This window comes from Cellulomonas sp. HZM (genome assembly GCF_000708885.1).
In the GTDB taxonomy this organism is placed as follows: domain Bacteria; phylum Actinomycetota; class Actinomycetes; order Actinomycetales; family Cellulomonadaceae; genus Cellulomonas.
Genome location: NZ_JEOE01000014.1, coordinates 1 through 16,007, shown reverse-complemented (window position 1 = coordinate 16,007; position 16,007 = coordinate 1). Strand labels below are relative to the sequence as shown.

At 72.3% G+C, this 16,007-nt stretch carries 11 protein-coding genes and 1 pseudogene; 2 read left to right on the top strand and 10 right to left on the bottom strand.

All coding sequences use genetic code 11. From position 1 onward, the window contains the following. Window positions 1–52: 52 nt before the first annotated feature. The 6 genes and pseudogenes from AW16_RS0109685 to AW16_RS0109705 form a co-directional block, all read right to left on the bottom strand. Window positions 53–2,017, bottom strand: a complete 1,965-nt coding sequence (locus AW16_RS0109685) for a carboxypeptidase-like regulatory domain-containing protein (protein ID WP_029289874.1) — start codon at window positions 2,015–2,017, stop codon at window positions 53–55. A gap of 119 nt (window positions 2,018–2,136) precedes the next feature. Further along, window positions 2,137–2,589, bottom strand: coding sequence for a hypothetical protein (locus AW16_RS18780; RefSeq protein WP_231496006.1), 453 nt, complete (start codon window positions 2,587–2,589; stop codon window positions 2,137–2,139). Between the two features lie 186 nt (window positions 2,590–2,775). Further along, window positions 2,776–2,880, bottom strand: a pseudogene (locus tag AW16_RS18910) (DUF2510 domain-containing protein); the annotation flags it as partial. Window positions 2,881–2,975: 95 nt separating this feature from the next. Continuing rightward, window positions 2,976–4,079, bottom strand: coding sequence for a DNA glycosylase AlkZ-like family protein (locus tag AW16_RS0109695; RefSeq protein WP_029289871.1), 1,104 nt, complete (start codon window positions 4,077–4,079; stop codon window positions 2,976–2,978). Window positions 4,080–4,119: 40 nt separating this feature from the next. Beyond that, window positions 4,120–4,980, bottom strand: coding sequence for a carbohydrate kinase family protein (locus AW16_RS0109700; RefSeq protein WP_029289869.1), 861 nt, complete (start codon window positions 4,978–4,980; stop codon window positions 4,120–4,122). Continuing rightward, window positions 4,980–5,894: a pseudouridine-5'-phosphate glycosidase gene (locus tag AW16_RS0109705; protein WP_029289867.1), complete on the bottom strand. Its 915-nt coding sequence runs from the start codon at window positions 5,892–5,894 to the stop codon at window positions 4,980–4,982. The genes AW16_RS0109700 and AW16_RS0109705 overlap by 1 nt, the downstream gene beginning before the upstream one ends. Window positions 5,895–6,327: 433 nt before the next feature. Here AW16_RS0109705 and AW16_RS0109710 point away from each other — a divergent pair, with 433 nt between their 5' ends. Together AW16_RS0109710 and AW16_RS0109715 are read left to right on the top strand one after the other, a co-directional pair. Next, on the top strand, window positions 6,328–7,896 hold the full coding sequence (locus AW16_RS0109710; protein ID WP_029289865.1) for a glycosyl hydrolase family 18 protein: 1,569 nt from the start codon (window positions 6,328–6,330) through the stop codon (window positions 7,894–7,896). A 508-nt stretch (window positions 7,897–8,404) separates the two neighbouring features. Beyond that, window positions 8,405–10,495, top strand: a complete 2,091-nt coding sequence (locus AW16_RS0109715) for a glycosyl hydrolase family 28-related protein (RefSeq protein WP_231496002.1) — start codon at window positions 8,405–8,407, stop codon at window positions 10,493–10,495. A gap of 162 nt (window positions 10,496–10,657) precedes the next feature. Here AW16_RS0109715 and AW16_RS0109720 read toward each other — a convergent pair whose 3' ends face one another. The 4 genes from AW16_RS0109720 to AW16_RS0109735 form a co-directional block, all read right to left on the bottom strand. Further along, window positions 10,658–11,701, bottom strand: coding sequence for a LacI family DNA-binding transcriptional regulator (locus AW16_RS0109720; protein WP_051681826.1), 1,044 nt, complete (start codon window positions 11,699–11,701; stop codon window positions 10,658–10,660). A 116-nt stretch (window positions 11,702–11,817) separates the two neighbouring features. After that, window positions 11,818–13,974: a discoidin domain-containing protein gene (locus AW16_RS0109725; protein WP_231496001.1), complete on the bottom strand. Its 2,157-nt coding sequence runs from the start codon at window positions 13,972–13,974 to the stop codon at window positions 11,818–11,820. Window positions 13,975–14,189: 215 nt separating this feature from the next. Then, a complete protein-coding gene (locus tag AW16_RS0109730; protein WP_051681825.1) occupies window positions 14,190–15,533 on the bottom strand; it encodes a threonine/serine exporter ThrE family protein in 1,344 nt (447 codons plus the stop codon). After that, window positions 15,530–16,007: nitroreductase family deazaflavin-dependent oxidoreductase (locus AW16_RS0109735; protein WP_231496000.1), on the bottom strand; the 478-nt coding region annotated here is incomplete at its 5' end. The genes AW16_RS0109730 and AW16_RS0109735, both read right to left, overlap by 4 nt.

The following is a 16,007-nucleotide window of genomic DNA, read 5'->3' as shown; positions in this document are numbered from 1 at the left end:
GCGCGGCCCGGCACGATGGTCGACGCCGCCGGCGGGTCCACGAGCCGGCCGGTCAGTGCACGTGGACCGTCGACATCGTGGTCGTCTTGGCCGCCGTGCCCTTCACGGTGCGCGACGTCGAGTGGTAGCCGCCCGTGTACCGATCGGTGAACGCCACGGTCCGCGTACCCGGCGTGACGCCGTGCAGCACCCAGCGGCCGCGGGCGTCGGTCGTGGTCGTGCGACCGTCGACCTTCACGGTGATGCCCGCGACGACCTTCCCGTGGCTGTTCCTGACCACGCCCTGAAGGGTCGCGGCGCGCGGCAGCCGGACCGAGACGCCCGTGCGGTCCTTGCCACGGTGCACGAGGACCTTCACGGTCGCGGTTCCGTCGGCCGTGCTCCTGCTCTTGGCGCGCACCGTGTACGTGCCGGTCACGACGCCGACCACCGAGAACCGGCCGTGCGCGTCGGTCTCGGCGGGATCGGTCCGTGTGCCGGACGCGTCGGTGATCGTGACCGTCGCGCCGACGACCGGCGCGCCGGAGGCCGATCGCACGACGCCGGAGATCTTGTGCAGCGTGCCGCGCGCGATCGTGCCGAAGGACGCCTGCTTGCCCGCCGTGACGACGACCTTCTTGCTCAGGTTCGTGCCGACGACGACCACGTGGTACGTGCCGGCGGGAACGAGGGAGAACGTGACGCGCCCGCTCCTGTCGGGTGTGGCGGACGCGACGACGCGGTGCGACGAGCTGATCAGCTCGACCGCCTGGTCGTCGACGGCGCGCCCTGTGACCTTGCCCGTCACGACGACGAACGGCGACCACGCAGCGACCCTGGTCGTGAGCCTGGTGGTCGTGCCCTGCTTCACGCTGACGGTGGCACTCGGGATCTTGCGATCGAGGCGCGCGAACGTGACGTGCACCTTCCCGGTGGCGAGCCCGCGGAGCACGTACACGCCGTGCTTGTCGGTCATCGCCTGGGCGCTCCCGGTTCGGTCCCCGTTGGTCGCTGCGACGGACACGTTGCGCAACGGCTTGCCCGAGGCCGTCACGACCTTGCCCGTCAGGGCAGCGGACGCCACGAGTGCGACGTCGAGCCTGGTGGTGGCGCCGGAGTACGTCGTGAACGGACGCGCGTCCGGCGCACGGACGGTGCCGCCGGAGTACGTCGTCAGGAAGCCGCGCGAGGCAGGTGTCGACACGCGAGCGGTGAAGGCGCCAGGCTGGACCTTCGTCGTGAACACGCCCGACGAGCTCGTCGTGGACTCGCTGATCGGCGGCAGGTCCACGGTCGCGCCGCGGACCGCCTTGCCCTGACCGGTGACCTTGCCGGTCACGACCGAGTCGGCGGCGACTGCCAGATCGATGCCGGTGCGGTCCTTGTCCCAGACGACCGAGAGCGTTGCGAGCGTCCGGTCCGTGTTCCGGTAGTAGACCGGACTGGCGTGCGCTGTGGACGCGGACACCCGGTACGAGTCCGGCAGCACGATGAGCGCGTAGGTGCCCGTCGCCGAGGTCTGCGCGCCGGCGTAGTTGGTGTAGTCCTCGGTCGCGTGCGTAGCCTCGGCCAGGACGTAGGCACCGGCGACGGGCGCCCGGGTCGCCGCGTCGGTGACGGTGCCCGTGATGGCCTGGACCCCGGGGACTGCGAGCGACACGGACGTGTCGCCCGCGACGGTGAGCGCGCGGTCGGCGTCCCGGTCCGAGGCATCGAAGTCGACCTCGCCCCACACCCGGTAGCTGCCGAGCGGGACGTCGGTGAAGGTCACGGTGCCGTCGGCCCCGGTGCTGTCCGCAAGGATGCCTGGCGTCGCCGAGCCGTCCGGAGCGGTGAGCCGGATCGCCGCGTCCGGGATCGGCACGCCGCCGGCAGTCGTCGCTCGGACCGTCACGGTCGCGGTGCCGGTGGTGGCGGCGTCGGCGGGTGCGGCCCCGAACGCGACGAGGGCGAGCACGGCGGCGAGGCCGGCCGCCAACCACCCCCCGCGCCTCGTCCGCACCGCTCGGTCGAGCTCCACCTGCGTGGTCCTCGTCATTCGCGTGACGATACGCGCACGGCCGCGGCTGCGGGCGTGTTCTCGGAGCTGCTGCGACAAAGCCCGTTGATCCGTGCCGACGGCGCCTTCAGTCGGAGTCCGGTCGTGAGTCGTGACCGTCAGCCGACCTGCTGGTCGACCAGTCGGCTGATCTCGTCGACGTCGTTCTTCACCGCGAACCACGGAGCGCTCATCGCGGCCAGCCCCGCCAGGAGCAGGAGCACGGCGACCACCCAGGTGAGCGCAGAGAAGGGGGGAGCCCCGCGGAACACCCCGCGCTGGTAGTCGCGCGACGCCTTGGACAGCAGCACGACGACACCGAGGCACGCCAGGTACCACTCGGTGCCCGGTCCGCGCATGAGCACGTCCAGCCCGCCGACGAGCAGCATCAGTCCCACCGCGGTGCAGTAGAGCCCGACCGCCCGCCGTCGGCGGCGCCGCGCGTCCGCGAGCCGGTGGCGGGCGAACTCGGGACTCGACTCGACCTGGTCGACCACGCTGCGACGGTCGAACAGCGAGGGCGAGCCCGCGGAGCCTGCGGCCGCAGCGGGGTCGAAACGGGGATCAGGCACGTACGGCGATCCGCCGGCCTGAGTCGCGCCGGTCGCCCAGTCGGGCTGCGACGCCCACGGTGGGGACACGGCGGCCTGCGAGCTCGTCGGTTGCGGTGCCCACGACTGCGACGCGGCGCGCACGGGCGGCTCCGCGACCGGAGCGACCGGAACAGCGGGCGCGACCGGAGCGACCGGAGCAGCAGGCGCGACGGGCGCGGTGTGCTCCGTCCACCCCGTCCCGTCGAACCAACGCAGCACCCCGGGCGTCACGCCGTCGGGGTACCACCCAGGTGCCGGTCCGTCGTCCACGGGTCGGATCGTGCCAGACGCGGACGCGGCAGGTCACCGTGCGCGCCTGTGGACCGCCCGCACGGACCAACGACGCACCGACTCCGAGGCCGAGGTCACGCGCGCTCGATGCGAAGGTCGAGCCACCGCGCGAGGTCGGTGATCTCGTCGTCGACCGCCCGTTGCTCGTCGGCCGTGAGGTCCGTGTCCAGGTGCAGGGCGTCCACGCGCAGCACGCCGCGCGCGGAGTCCGCGGTCGCGTCGAGCTTGCCGACGAGGCGGTCGCCGACGAGCACCGGGAGCGCGTAGTAGCCCCAGCGTCTCGCGGCCGCCGGCTTGAACATCTCCAGCGCGTACTCGAACTCGAAGATCTCGGTCATGCGCTTGCGGTCGTGCAGCAGGCGGTCGAACGGCGACAGGAGCGCGACCCGCGGCCGCGCGGGGCCGGCATCGAGCCACACCGGGTCCACGCGCCACGAGCCGCGCACGCCCTCGATGACCGCGGGCTCGCCGGCCTCGCCGACGTCGAGCGGCTCGACCGGGCACTGCGGCCCCCGGCTGCGGGCGATGCCGAGCGCATGCAGCCGCCGCTCGTCGCGCAGTCGCCGCGCCTCGACGACGTCCGGGTACGCCTGGAACGGGTAGACGCGGTCGGCGAGATCCCACAGCCGCGTGCGCCCGTCCCAGCCCGCGACCGCGACGTCGCCGGTCTGCGTCAGCAGGTCCAGCATCATCGTGACGTTGCGGCTGTTGTTCCATCCCGACGAGCGCCACGGGCGCACGCACGTGTCCGGGAGCTCGCCCGCGGGCAGCGGGCCGTCGGCGCGCAGGGTGTCGAGGATGTCGTCTCGACAGCGACGGTTGTCGTGCAGCCAGCGCGCGTTCGCGACCTGCCAGCCGCGTCCCTCGGGCGGACCCGGCCACTCGGCCATCTCGGCCCGGTAGAGCGGCAGGTCGGTCGCCGGGCGCAGGGTGTTGCGCAGGTCGAAGAGGCGGTGCGTCGCGACCGCGTCCTCGAGGTCGCGTGGGTCGTAGGACGAGCCGAGCCGGCTCCACAGCACCAGGTCGGCGCTCGGCGCGATCGCTGCGGTGGGGTTGAGCTGCAGGAGCGAGACGCGGTCCACCGCGTCGAGCAGGCCGTCCGGTCGGTCCGCCGTGAGGGCCTGCGCACGCACCGCGACACGGCGCGCGTCGGCGCGGCTGAGCTCCAGCGGTCCCATGCGGCGCGACCCTACGCGCGCCCACTGACACGCGCCGGGGTCAGGCGTGCGTCGCCCCTGGGTTGGCCAGCACCCGTGCCGCGCTCGCGTGCGCGCGCTCGCACGCCCCGCGCAGGTCCGCGCCGTCGATGAGCGCGCCGAGGAACCCGGCGGCGAACGCGTCGCCCGCCCCCGTGGAGTCGCGGACGTCGGCCACGGGCGGCACCGGCACGACGAGCGGATCGGCGCCCGGCGCGAGCACCGTCGTCGGGTCGGCACCGGCCTTGACGACGACCGTCGTCGCGTCGAGCCCCCCGCGCCCCGGGCCGAGCAGCCCCAGGCACGCGGCCTCGTCGGCGTTGGCGAGCAGGACGTCGGGCGCGAGGTCGACGAGCAGGCGATGGAACTCGTCGACACCGTAGTGCTCCATCATCCCCGTCGAGGCGACGTCGACGCTGGTCAGCGCTCCGCGCGCACGTGCGCGACGCGCGGCGTCGAGGGCCGCCGCCGCGGCGGGGCCGTCCGCGAACGCGTAGCCCGACACGTGCAGCAGGGACACGTCGTCGAGCCATTCGTCGGGCACCGTGCGCAGCTCGCGTGCGGCCGCGCGGTCGGGCAGCATCGTCCGCTCGCTCGACGCGTCGATGAGCACGACGACAGTGCCCGTCGAACCGCGGCGCTCGACGCGGACGTCCACGCCGAGCACCGTCATCCCGTCCACGAGCGCCGCACCCAGGCGGTCGTCGCCGACGCATCCGAGGAACCGCGTCGGCGTGCCCGCGGCGGCCGCGAACGCGGCGACGTTCGCACCCGAGCCGCCGCGGGTGCGGAACACGCGCGAGCTGGTGTCGGTACCGGTCCGCAGGTCCTCGTCGAGCCAGACGACGACGTCCTCGACCAGGTCACCGAGGACGGCGAGCATCAGCGCGCGACGAGCGCGGCGGCGACCTGGCCCCCGAGCGCGACGTTGCCGCGGTACACCTCGACGTTGACGTCGAGGCTGCGGCCGCCGGTGTCCCGCTGGATGAAGTCGAGCAGGAACGGCGTGATCGCGTTGCCGTGCACCCCCTGGGCGTCCGCCTCGGTCCACGCGCGCTGGAGGATCGCGTCGAGCTCCTCGGGCGGCAGCTGCTTGTCCGCCGCGACGGGGTTGGCCAGCAGGATCGCCTGCTCGAGGCCCAGCTCGTCGCGCGCGGAGATGACGTCCGCGGTCTGCTCGGGGGAGTCCACCGCGAAGTTCACCTCGAAGCCCGAGTCGGACACGTAGAAGCCCGGGTACGCGGTGGTGCGGTAGCCCAGCACCGGGATGTTGAGGGTCTCGAAGCGCTCGAGCGTCGCGGCGACGTCGAGGATCGACTTCACACCGGCGCTGATCACGAGGATCGGGGTGCGCGCGAGGACGGTGAGGTCGGCGGACTCGTCGAACGACTCCGCGGCCCCCCGGTGCACGCCGCCCAGGCCGCCGGTCGAGAAGACGCGCACGCCCGCGCGGTGCGCGAGGAACGCCGTCGCGGCGACGGTCGTGCCGCCGTGCAGGCCCAGCGCCGAGGCGACCGGCAGGTCGCGCAGGCTGACCTTGGCGATGCCGTCGGTGCCGGCGAGGTCGGTGATCTGCTCGGTGCTCAGCCCGACCGTGGGGACGCCCTGGTAGACGCCGATCGTCGCGGGCACGACGCCCTGCTCGCGCAGGCCGGCCTCCGCCTCGAGGGCTACGTCGAGGTTGCGCGGACGGGGGAGCCCGTGCGTGAAGATCGTCGACTCGAGGGCCAGGACGGGGCGGCCCTCGCGGACGGCGGAGGAGACCTCGTCGGAGACGTGGATGGCGGGGGTGGGCATCGTCGTGCGCGCCTTTCGTGCGGGGGTACCGGGTCACGGAGGACGGCGACGAGCGCCGTCGGGACCAACCTACGTGACCCGTGCGTCCCGGTCCGGGCCCTCCGACCCGGGCTACGGCGTTCGCACAGGTCAGGCACAGGTTCACGTGACGTTCGCCCGAAACGGGTTGTCGATCGCTTGCAATCCGTTTCGCCGGATGTTGTCGGAATCGTTGACCGATTTCACCCGGTGCGGATAGGTTCGTGGAACGAGGATTAGTTACCGATCCTTACTAAACCCCCTTTCCAAATGCGTCACCACGGAGGCACCGATGCACTTCGCGAGACGAGCCGGGACACCGGCTGGAACCACCCCCGCACAGCCCCGCCAGCGGTCACGACGACGTGCCGCTGCCCTCGCGTCCACCGTCGCCGGTGGGCTCGTCGTCGCCGTCATGGCGGCGCTCCCCTCGTCGGCCGACGCGGCCGGCACCTTCACCGCGAGCTTCGCCGCCGCGGGCGACTGGGGCTCCGGCCACCAGGCGTCCATCACGGTGACCAACGGCTCGTCGCAGTCCGCTGCGAGCTGGACCCTCGAGTTCGACCTGCCGGCCGGCACAGCCGTCACCAGCTCGTGGGACGCCGACGTCGTCAAGACCGGGAACCACTACAAGGTCACGTCCAAGAGCTGGGCCGGGCCGTTCGCGCCGGGTGCCTCGCAGACGTGGGGCTGGGTGGGCTCCGGCCCGTTCAAGCAGCCCACCGGGTGCACCATCAACGGCGCCACCTGTACCGGCGGCACCGTGACGACCAGCCCGACGACCACCACGACGCCGACGACGACGCCCACCGTGACCCCGACGGTCACGCCGACCGTGACCCCGACGGTCACGCCGACGGTCGACCCGAGCGGCAAGAAGCTCGTCGGCTACTTCGCCGAGTGGGGTGTCTACGGACGCAACTACCAGGTCAACAACATCAAGACCTCGGGCAGCGCGTCGAAGCTGACGCACATCCTGTACGCGTTCGGGAACACCACGGGCGGCAAGTGCTCGATCGGCGACTCGTACGCCGACTACGACAAGGCGTACACGGCCGACCAGAGCGTCGACGGCGTCGCCGACACCTGGGACCAGCCGCTGCGCGGCAACTTCAACCAGCTCAAGAAGCTCAAGGCGGCCAACCCGAACCTCAAGGTCCTCTGGTCGTTCGGTGGTTGGACCTGGTCGTCCGGCTTCACGCAGGCCGCGGCCAACCCGACCGCCTTCGCGCAGTCGTGCTACGACCTGCTCAACGACCCGCGCTGGGCCGGCCTGTGGGACGGCATCGACATCGACTGGGAGTACCCGAACGCCTGCGGCCTGTCGTGCGACTCGAGCGGCCCGAACGCGTTCAACAACGTCATCACGGCACTGCGCAACAAGTTCGGCTCCAGCTTCCTGGTCACCGCGGCGGTCACGGCCGACGGCAGCAACGGCGGCAAGATCGACGCCACCGACTACGCCACGGCGACCCAGAAGCTGTCCTGGCTGATGCCCATGACGTACGACTACTTCGGCGCGTGGAACCCGCAGGGCCCGACGGCCCCGAACGCGCCGCTCACGTCGTACCCCGGCATCCCGCAGGCCGGCTTCAACGCCGAGGACGCGATCAACAAGTTCATCGCCAAGGGCGTGCCCGCCAACAAGATCCTGCTGGGCGTCGGGTTCTACGGTCGCGGCTGGACCGGCGTCACGCAGTCGGCCCCCGGCGGGGCGGCCACCGGCGCAGCCCCCGGCACCTACGAGCAGGGCATCGAAGACTACAAGGTCCTCAAGAACAAGTGCCCTGCGACGGGGACCGTCGGCGGCACGGCCTACGCCAAGTGCGGCAGCGAGTGGTGGAGCTACGACACCCCCGCGACCATCGGCAGCAAGATGGCCTGGGCGAAGAACAAGGGTCTCGGCGGCAGCTTCTTCTGGGAGCTGTCCGGCGACACCTCGAACGGTGAGCTCATCTCCGCGATGAAGAGCGGTCTGAGCTGACGACCACCGCCGGGCCCCCGTCGGCAGTGCGTGGCGGACGGGGGTCCGGCGGTTCGCGTGCACCGGGCGTGCCCGGGTGCACCTGCACGACGGCCGGGGGCCGGGACGGCACTGCGGCCGTCCCGGCCCCCGCCGCGTCACCGCGCACCCGTCGCGGGCCACGGCTCACGGGTCCCCGGCACACACCCCGTCGCTGCGCCCCACGCGGCCCTCGGTGCGAGCGGGTGGGATGTGGCTCGGGGTGAGTCGACGTTCCACGCGGTCCGGACGGCGGGGTGGTCGGTGCCGGGGCGACGGTGTCACCCGGGTGGGGGCGTGGACGGCTGGGGGTGTTGTGCTGTTCGCGGGGGTTTGCATCGAACGATGATGCCAACTTGCATCGCAGACGTAAGTTCTTCCAGTTTGCCATTCAGTCTTGCCGCGTGATTGTCCCGATCCGTACCGTGTGTCCGTCATGCGACGCCGCGTACCCCCGGCGTCGGCCCCCGGTGCGCAAGGAGGCGCCTCCGTGAGGAACATCGTCCGTACCCGCGAGATCACCCGCGAGAACCCCCGCGAGAACACCCGCGAGAACACCCGCGGCAACGCCCCAGCGAACCGAGCGCGGATCACGTCCCGCGTCGCCGCCACCGGCGCGCTCGCCCTCGTCGCGACGCTCGCCGTCGCCCAGCCGGGTCTCGCCGCGCAGCAGCCCAAGCCGGGCGTCGAGACCGTCGCCGGCATCTCCCCGGCCCTGACCGCAGGCCGCGGAGCGAGCGTCCCGTTCGTCGAGCAGGAGGCCGAGAACGCGACCTACCAGGGCACGCTCGTCGGCCCCGACCGCACGCCGTACACGCTCGCGAGCGAGGCGTCCGGCCGCAGCGCGGTGACGCTCAAGGGCGCCAAGGACTACGTGCAGTTCACGCTGACCAGGCCGGCCAACGCGATGACGCTGCGCTACTCGATCCCCGACTCGGCCACCGGCGGCGGCCTGACCGGACCGGTCGACATCTCGGTGAACGGGCACAAGCTGACGAGCGCGACGCTCACGTCGCAGTTCTCGTGGCTATACGGCACGTACCCGTTCTCGAACGACCCCCAGGCCGACCCGAACCAGGACTGGTGGCTCACCGAGTGCGGCTGCGTGCCCTCGGCGACGACGCCCGCGCCGGTGTTCGCCAAGCCGTTCCGGCCATTCCACTTCTACAGCGAGCTGCGCATCCCGCTGGTGCTGCCGCTGAAGAAGGGTGACACCGTCAAGGTGTCCCTGCCGGCGGGCAGCAAGCTCCCGTCGGCGACGATCGACCTCGCCGACTTCGAGCAGGTCGGGCTGCCCAAGGCGCCCCCGCGCGGTGCGGTCAACGCGTGGCTCTACGGCGCCGACCCCACGGGCCGGCGCAGCTCGGCGGACGCGCTCGACAAGGCGATCGCCGCGGCCAAGAAGCGTGGCGTCGCGCTGTACATCCCGCCGGGGCGGTACAAGGTCGACCGTCACCTGGTGGTCGACGACGTGACCATCCAGGGGGCGGGGAGCTGGTGGACGACGCTCACCGGTGACGGCGTCGGCGTCTACGGCAAGTACGTCGAGGACGGCGGCTCGAAGCGCGTGCACCTGTCCGACTTCGCGATCGTCGGCGACGTCCGCGAGCGGGTCGACGACGACCAGGTCAACGGCATCGGCGGCGCGCTGGGCGGCGGTTCCACCGTGGAGCGGCTGTACATCCAGCACACCAAGGTCGGCATGTGGTTCGACGGGCCGTTCGACGGGCTCACGGTGAAGGACAACGTCATCGTCGACCAGATCGCCGACGGGCTGAACCTGCGCCGCGGCATCTCGCACGCCACGGTGACCAACAACTTCATCCGGAACACGGGCGACGACGCGCTGGCCATGTGGTCGAACCAGGTCACGTCCGCCACCGCCGATGCGGACCACGACAACGTGTTCTCCCACAACACGGTGCTCAACCCGACGCTCGCCAACGGCATCGCGATCTACGGCGGCCACGACAACAAGGTCGTCGCCAACGTCGTCGCCGACCCCGTGCGCGAGGGCAGCGGCCTGCACGCCGGCCAGCGCTTCGGCTCCACGCCGTTCGCCGGCCGCACCACCTTCCAGGACAACACGACCGTGCGCGCCAGCACGCTCGACCTCAACTGGAAGATCGGGCTCGGCGCGCTGTGGGTCTACGCGCTCGAGGGCTCGGTGCAGGGCATCGACGTCACGGGGGACCACTACCTCGACAACGGGTACAACGCGATCATGCTGGTGTCCGAGTGGGGCGTGAAGGACCAGTACGGCATCGACGACATGCACTTCAAGGACGTGCAGGTCGACGGCGCGGGGACGTCCGTGGTGTCTGCCCGCGCCTTCGGGTCGGCGACGTTCGAGAACGTCGACGTCCGCAACGTCGGCTGGGCCGGCGTCAACAACTGCGGGTCGTTCCACTTCGCGTCGACCGGCTCCGAGTTCTCCCTGGTGGACCTCGGCGGCAACGACGGCACGGACAACAACCCGTGGCACCCGGGCACCAATTGGCTCACGCCGTTCGTGCCCAACGCGATCACCTGCAACGACGCCCCGCCGGTCGTGACGCCGCCGGCCCCGTCGACCTGGTGAGCTGAACGGCGCTCGCGCCCGGCCCTGGTGCGAGCCGGGCGCGAGCGTCCTCCCTGCGTCCTCGTGCAGGACGCGGGAGGGGAGGTCCCGGGGTGTGGGACGACGAGAGGGGCCCGGCGCGCGTCGCCGGGCCCCTCTCGTGCTGCGTGCGGCAGGTCGGCGTCAGGCCGTCTCGCGCACGACGAGCGTGGGCGTGAACATCACGCCGCGCGGGGGCTGCGCGGGCGTGCGGATCCGGTCGAGCAGCAGGCGCGCCATCTCACCCGCCATGTCCTCGACGGGCTGACGCACGGTGGTCAGCGCGGGCGTCGACTCGCGCGCGGCCGCGGAGTCGTCGAACCCGATCACGGCCACGTCGTCCGGGACGCGCCGGCCGGCGTCGAGCAGGACGCGCACGGCCGCGTCGGCGACCAGGTCGTTCGCGGCGAACACCGCGTCGACGTCGGGGTGCTGCTCGAGCACGGCCCGCGCGGCCCGTGTCCCGGAACGCGCGCTGAAGTCGCCCTCCTCGACGACGACCGTCATGCCCGCCTCGTCGGCCGCTGCCCGGAAGCCCGCGAGGCGGTCGCGCGCCGCGGCGACCTCTGCCGGCCCGGCGAGCACAGCGCAACGGCGGCGTCCGGTACGCGCGAGGTGCTCGGCCGCGAGCCGCCCGCCGATCGTCTGGTCGGCGTCCACCCAGCTCACGGCGAGCGACGTCCGCGGCTGGTGCGAGAGCACGAGGGGCACGTTCATGGCGGACAGCGCGGTGGGCAGCCCGGCCTCGTCGCCGCCGGACAGGAACAGCACGCCGTCGACGTGGCCCTGACGCAGGTAGGAGAGCACGAAGTCGTGCGCGTCGCGGTCGGCGGGCACGACGACGAGGTGCACGCCGACTGCCTGCAGCACCTGCTGGGCGCCCGCGGTGACGCGGCCGAAGTACGGGTCGGAGAAGATCCGCTGCAGGAACTCGGCGCCCGCGGATCCGGTCGCGGGCTCGGAGATGACGAGCGCGACCGAGTCGGTGCGGCGCGTGACCAGCGAGCGCGCCGCCAGGTTCGGGACGTAGCCCGTGGCGCGCACGGCCTCGTCGACCGCCCGCCGCATGCGGGGGTCCACCGTGGCGACGCCGTTGAGCACGCGCGAGACGGTGGAGCGGGAGACGCCGGCGCGCCGAGCGACCTCCTCGATCGTCGACGCGCCGGATCCGGTGGGCGTGCTGGCCATGGTCCCTCTTATAGCACCGACGCAACCCGCTGCACTTGTGACTGGTGAGCCTGGTGGGACTCTCCGGAGCTCCCGGGAGGCAGCTCCTGTCACAAGTGCAGCGGGTCCGGTGCGGATCAGCGGTAGACGCGCACGTAGTCCACGAGCATCTTGGCGGGGAACGGCGTCGTCGCGTCGACGTTGCCCGGCCAGTCACCGCCCACCGCGAGGTTGAGGATCACGTAGAAGTCGTGGTCGTAGATCCACGGGCCGCGGGTCGACTCCACGGTCGCCTTGTCGGCCGTGAACACCAGGCGGTTGTCGAGGTAGTAGCGGATGCCGTTCGCGTCCCACTCGGCTGCCCAGGTGTGGAAGTCGTTCGACAGCTGCGAGCCGTCGGGCAGCTTGTAGGAGCCGCCGTACCCGCCGGCGCCGTTGTACGCCGGGGCGTGCAGCGTCGAGTACGACGTGGTCGTGTCCTTGCCGAGCACCTCCATGATGTCGACCTCGCCGTTGGCGGGCCACGGCGTGCCGGTGAGGAAGTTCGCACCCATCATCCAGAACGCGGGCCAGTAGCCCTGCCCGGCGGGCACCTTGATCCGCGCCTCGACGCGGCCGTACTGGAACGTGAACTTCCCGCCCGTGTTCATGCGGCCCGACGTGTAGTCGCGGCCGCCCGCGGACTGCTTGCGAGCCTCGATCACGAGGTGCCCCTGGCCGTCCATGTTGAGGTTGCCGCTCGGCGTGTAGTACTCCTGCTCGCCGTTCTGGCCGGTGCCCGCGTCGACGGTCCACTTCGAGGTGTCCGGGCCGGTGCCTGCGGCGCCGTTGAACTCGTCGCTCCACGCGAGGCGCGTGAAGTTCGGGGCGGGGACCGTGCTCGTCGGCGGCTGGACCGGGTTGCCACCGGTGCCGTAGACGTCGAACGAGTACAGCGAGTACCCGTACGGGCCCGAGCGCTTCGTCATGTTGATGCGGACGTAGCGACCGTCGCCCGAGACGTTCAGCGTCTCCTTGAGCCCCTTGCCGGTGGTCGTCGTGTAGATCGTCGTCCACGTGCTGGCGTTCGGCGAGACCTGGATCTGGTAGCCCGTCGCGTAGGCGGGGTCCCACTGCAGGACCACCTGGGAGACGTGCGCGGTCGCGCCGAGGTCCACCTGGTACCAGCCGGCATCGGTCCAGCCGGTCGTGGCGTTGACGGCCCAACGGGTCGCGGTGTCGTAGTCGACGGCCTTGTCCGGCGTGCAGCCGGGGCACTGCGCGTCGTCCTGGAACGACGAGGCCGTCGCCGGCTTCTTGTACGAGAGCAGCACCGCGGAGCCGGTCGGCGGGGTGGTGGTGGGCGGGTCGGTCGGCGTCGTCGTGCCGTCCGAGCCGAAGACCTGCAGCTCCCACAGCGACACGCCGTAGCCGGTCGCACGCGCCGTCGAGTAGAGGCGCACGTAGCGGCCGCTGCCCGAGACGTTCACGGACTGCTTGCCGGCGCCGGTCGCGGCGCTCGTCGCGAGCGTCGTCCACGTGCTGCCGTCCGACGACGCCTGGATCTGGAACGCCTTGGAGTACGCGGCCTCCCAGTTGAGGTCCACGCGGCTGAGCGTCTTCGACGAGCCCAGGTCCACCTGGATCCACTGCGGGTCGGAGAACGCGCTCGACCAGCGGGTGCCTGCGTCGCCGTCGGTCGCTGCGGTCGCGGGCGTCGCCGCGGACTCGGCGGACGACGCGGTCGTCGGCTTCCCCTGCGACAGGAGCGTCGACGTGACGGGTGCGGTGGATCCGAGCACCTGCAGCTCCCACAGCGAGATCCCGTACTGCGTCGCGCGGGACGTCCCGGTGAGGCGCACGTAGCGGGCGTTCGCGCTGACGGCGAGCTGCTGCTTGGCGGCCGACGACGCGGTCCCGTCGAGCACCTTGGTCCACGTGGTGCCGTCGTTCGACGTCTGGATCGTGTACGTCTTCGCGTACGCGGCCTCCCACGTGAGGTCGACCTCGGAGATCGCCTGTGCCGAGCCGAGGTCGACCTGGATCCACTGGTTGTCGGAGAAGCCGCTCGACCAGCGGGTGCCGGCGTCGCCGTCGGTCGCCGCGCTCGCGGGGGTCGCGGCGGACTCGGACGACGACGCGGTCGTCGGCTTGCCCTGCGAGAGGACGACGGGCGCCGCGGCGTGCGCGTCGTCGGCGCGGACCGCCGCGAACGCGAGGGCCGCGGCGAGCGCGGTGAGCGCCGCGACGGCCATGCGGCCGGCGGGGCGGGACCGGCGCACGGTGCGAGCCGGGTGGTGCGTGGTGATGGACATGCGGACTACCCCCAGAGGTCGTCATTGACACGGGTGGCGGGCTGGAGAACGCGAGGGAGCGCTCTCTGAGGGAATACCTTGAACCCGGACATTCCCGCTGTCAATACCGCGGGGGAGCGCTCCCTTGAATGGGTCGGCGCGAGATCTCATCGGCCGACGGCCGACGGCCGGGCTGTGAGCCAACCCGTTCGTCGCCTCGCTCGTCAGTCCGGTCGTCAGCCCGCTCGTCGTCCCGTCCGGAGCCCGACGCGGCGACCCACCACCGAGCTCACCTGCCGCACGTCGCGCGTCAACGACGTCCCGACGAGCACGCCGAGCGCGATCGAGAACAGCGCGAGGGCCGTGCTCACCAGGTCCGCAGCGCCGAAGGACTCGCCGGTCGCGATCTCCGACAGCCCGCGGAACGCGAGCGCGCCCGGCACCAGCAGCCAGAACGCCGGCAGGGTCGTCACCAGCACCGGTGGACCCGTCCTGGCCCGCGCGATGAGCAGCGACACCGGGGCGATGACGAGCCCGCCGACGAACCCCGCGAGCTCGCTCGGCAGGAACGTCGCACCGAGCTGCTGCGCGGCGAACGTCGCGTACAGCGCGAGGACGATCCACCAGAACGAGTGCGCGGGCGGCGACGAGAAGTACCGGTGCCCCACGGCGACGAGGAGCACTCCCACCCAGGCGCTCCACCAGCCGAGCAGAGGCGCCGACGCCGCGACGACGAACCCGCCGCTCACCGCGACCCCTGCGACGACACCGAACGCGAGCAGCAGCAGCTGGGCGATGCCGAACACCATGCGGGACCCGCCCGCGACCACCTGGTTGCTGGTGAGCTCCATCGCGGCGACCGTGAGCACCGCACCGGGCAGGAAGCTCACGAGCGCGGGTGTGAGCAGGCGCAACGGGTCACCGCCGAGCCACGGCCCGACGGCGTCGACGCACAGCCACGTGACGAGGAACGCCGCGACCACGGGCAGCACGGCGTCGAGGGTCTGCCACCGCGTCGCGACGAGCCGCAGCGCGCCCACCGCGGCGCCCATCGCGAGGTACAGCCACAGCGCCTCGGGGACCGGGTACAGGATCAGGCCGAACGCGAACGTCAGCAGCGCGTGGCCGAGCACGACGAGCAACGGGCCGAACCGCGGCGGGGTCGCGAGCGCGGTGCGCAGCCGCGAGCGCGCGTCGGCGAGGTCCACGTCGCCCGCGACCAGCTCGGACACGAGCGAGTCGACCGCACCGACCTGGTGCAGCCTCAGCGCGCCGGACGAGCCGGGGCCGGTCACGTCGGACACCGGACCGCGCTCGGTCTCGACCTGCAGCACCACGCCCGTCGGCAGCACGAGCACGCGCACCTGGTCCGCGCCGTACGCGTCGGCGACCGCGGTGAGCTGGTGCTCGGTGTCCATCACCGACTGCCCCGACGACAGCAGCGCCGAGCCGAGCTCGCGCAGCAGCGGGACGAGGTCGTCCGGGACCGGTGGCGGCGGTGGGGGCTCGTCGGCCGCGGGCGCCACCGGCGGGGCCGTGAGCGCGTGCGCCGCGCGACGCAGCCGGTCGCGCAGCCTCATCGTCCGCCGCGCGGCGGGATCCGGCGGGAGACCGCCTCGTCGTCGGGTGTCGTCGTGCCAGGGGTCGACGACGCGAGGTCGACGACGTCCGGCACGCGCAGCACCCGCAGCGACCGGCGGGTCCACGCGGGCAGGAGCCGGAGCCCCTCGTCGCCGTGCAGCAGGACCGGGTCGCTCAGCCGGTGCACGTGCCGAGCGCGCACCAGCCGGGTCTCGCCGCCGGCCTCGATGTTGTGCAGCCACTGCACGTCCGGCCCGTAGGTCAGCGCGATCGCGAACCCGCGCGGCGTGGGGAACGCCATCACGGGCGTGCGGAAGCGCCGCCCCGAGGTCCGGCCCACGTGGTGCAGGGTCGCGAGCGGCGGCACGTCGTCGGACAGCAGACCCATGACCTTGTTGGTGAACCGCAGGTTCACCCGCGTCACCCAGTACGGCGCGACCATGCCGTCGACGCTATCCCCGCCCGCGCCGTAC

What these genes read in the sequence shown, in the direction of transcription:
- AW16_RS0109685 (WP_029289874.1), bottom strand. Translation starts at nt 2,017, where the DNA reads ATGACGAGGACCACGCAGGTGGAGCTCGACCGAGCGGTGCGGACGAGG.
- AW16_RS0109700 (WP_029289869.1), bottom strand. Translation starts at nt 4,980, where the DNA reads ATGCTCGCCGTCCTCGGTGACCTGGTCGAGGACGTCGTCGTCTGGCTC.
- AW16_RS0109705 (WP_029289867.1), bottom strand. Translation starts at nt 5,894, where the DNA reads ATGCCCACCCCCGCCATCCACGTCTCCGACGAGGTCTCCTCCGCCGTC.
- AW16_RS0109695 (WP_029289871.1), bottom strand. Translation starts at nt 4,079, where the DNA reads ATGGGACCGCTGGAGCTCAGCCGCGCCGACGCGCGCCGTGTCGCGGTG.
- AW16_RS0109710 (WP_029289865.1), top strand. Translation starts at nt 6,328, where the DNA reads ATGGCGGCGCTCCCCTCGTCGGCCGACGCGGCCGGCACCTTCACCGCG.
- AW16_RS0109725 (WP_231496001.1), bottom strand. Translation starts at nt 13,974, where the DNA reads ATGTCCATCACCACGCACCACCCGGCTCGCACCGTGCGCCGGTCCCGC.
- AW16_RS0109720 (WP_051681826.1), bottom strand. Translation starts at nt 11,701, where the DNA reads ATGGCCAGCACGCCCACCGGATCCGGCGCGTCGACGATCGAGGAGGTC.
- AW16_RS0109730 (WP_051681825.1), bottom strand. Translation starts at nt 15,533, where the DNA reads ATGAGGCTGCGCGACCGGCTGCGTCGCGCGGCGCACGCGCTCACGGCC.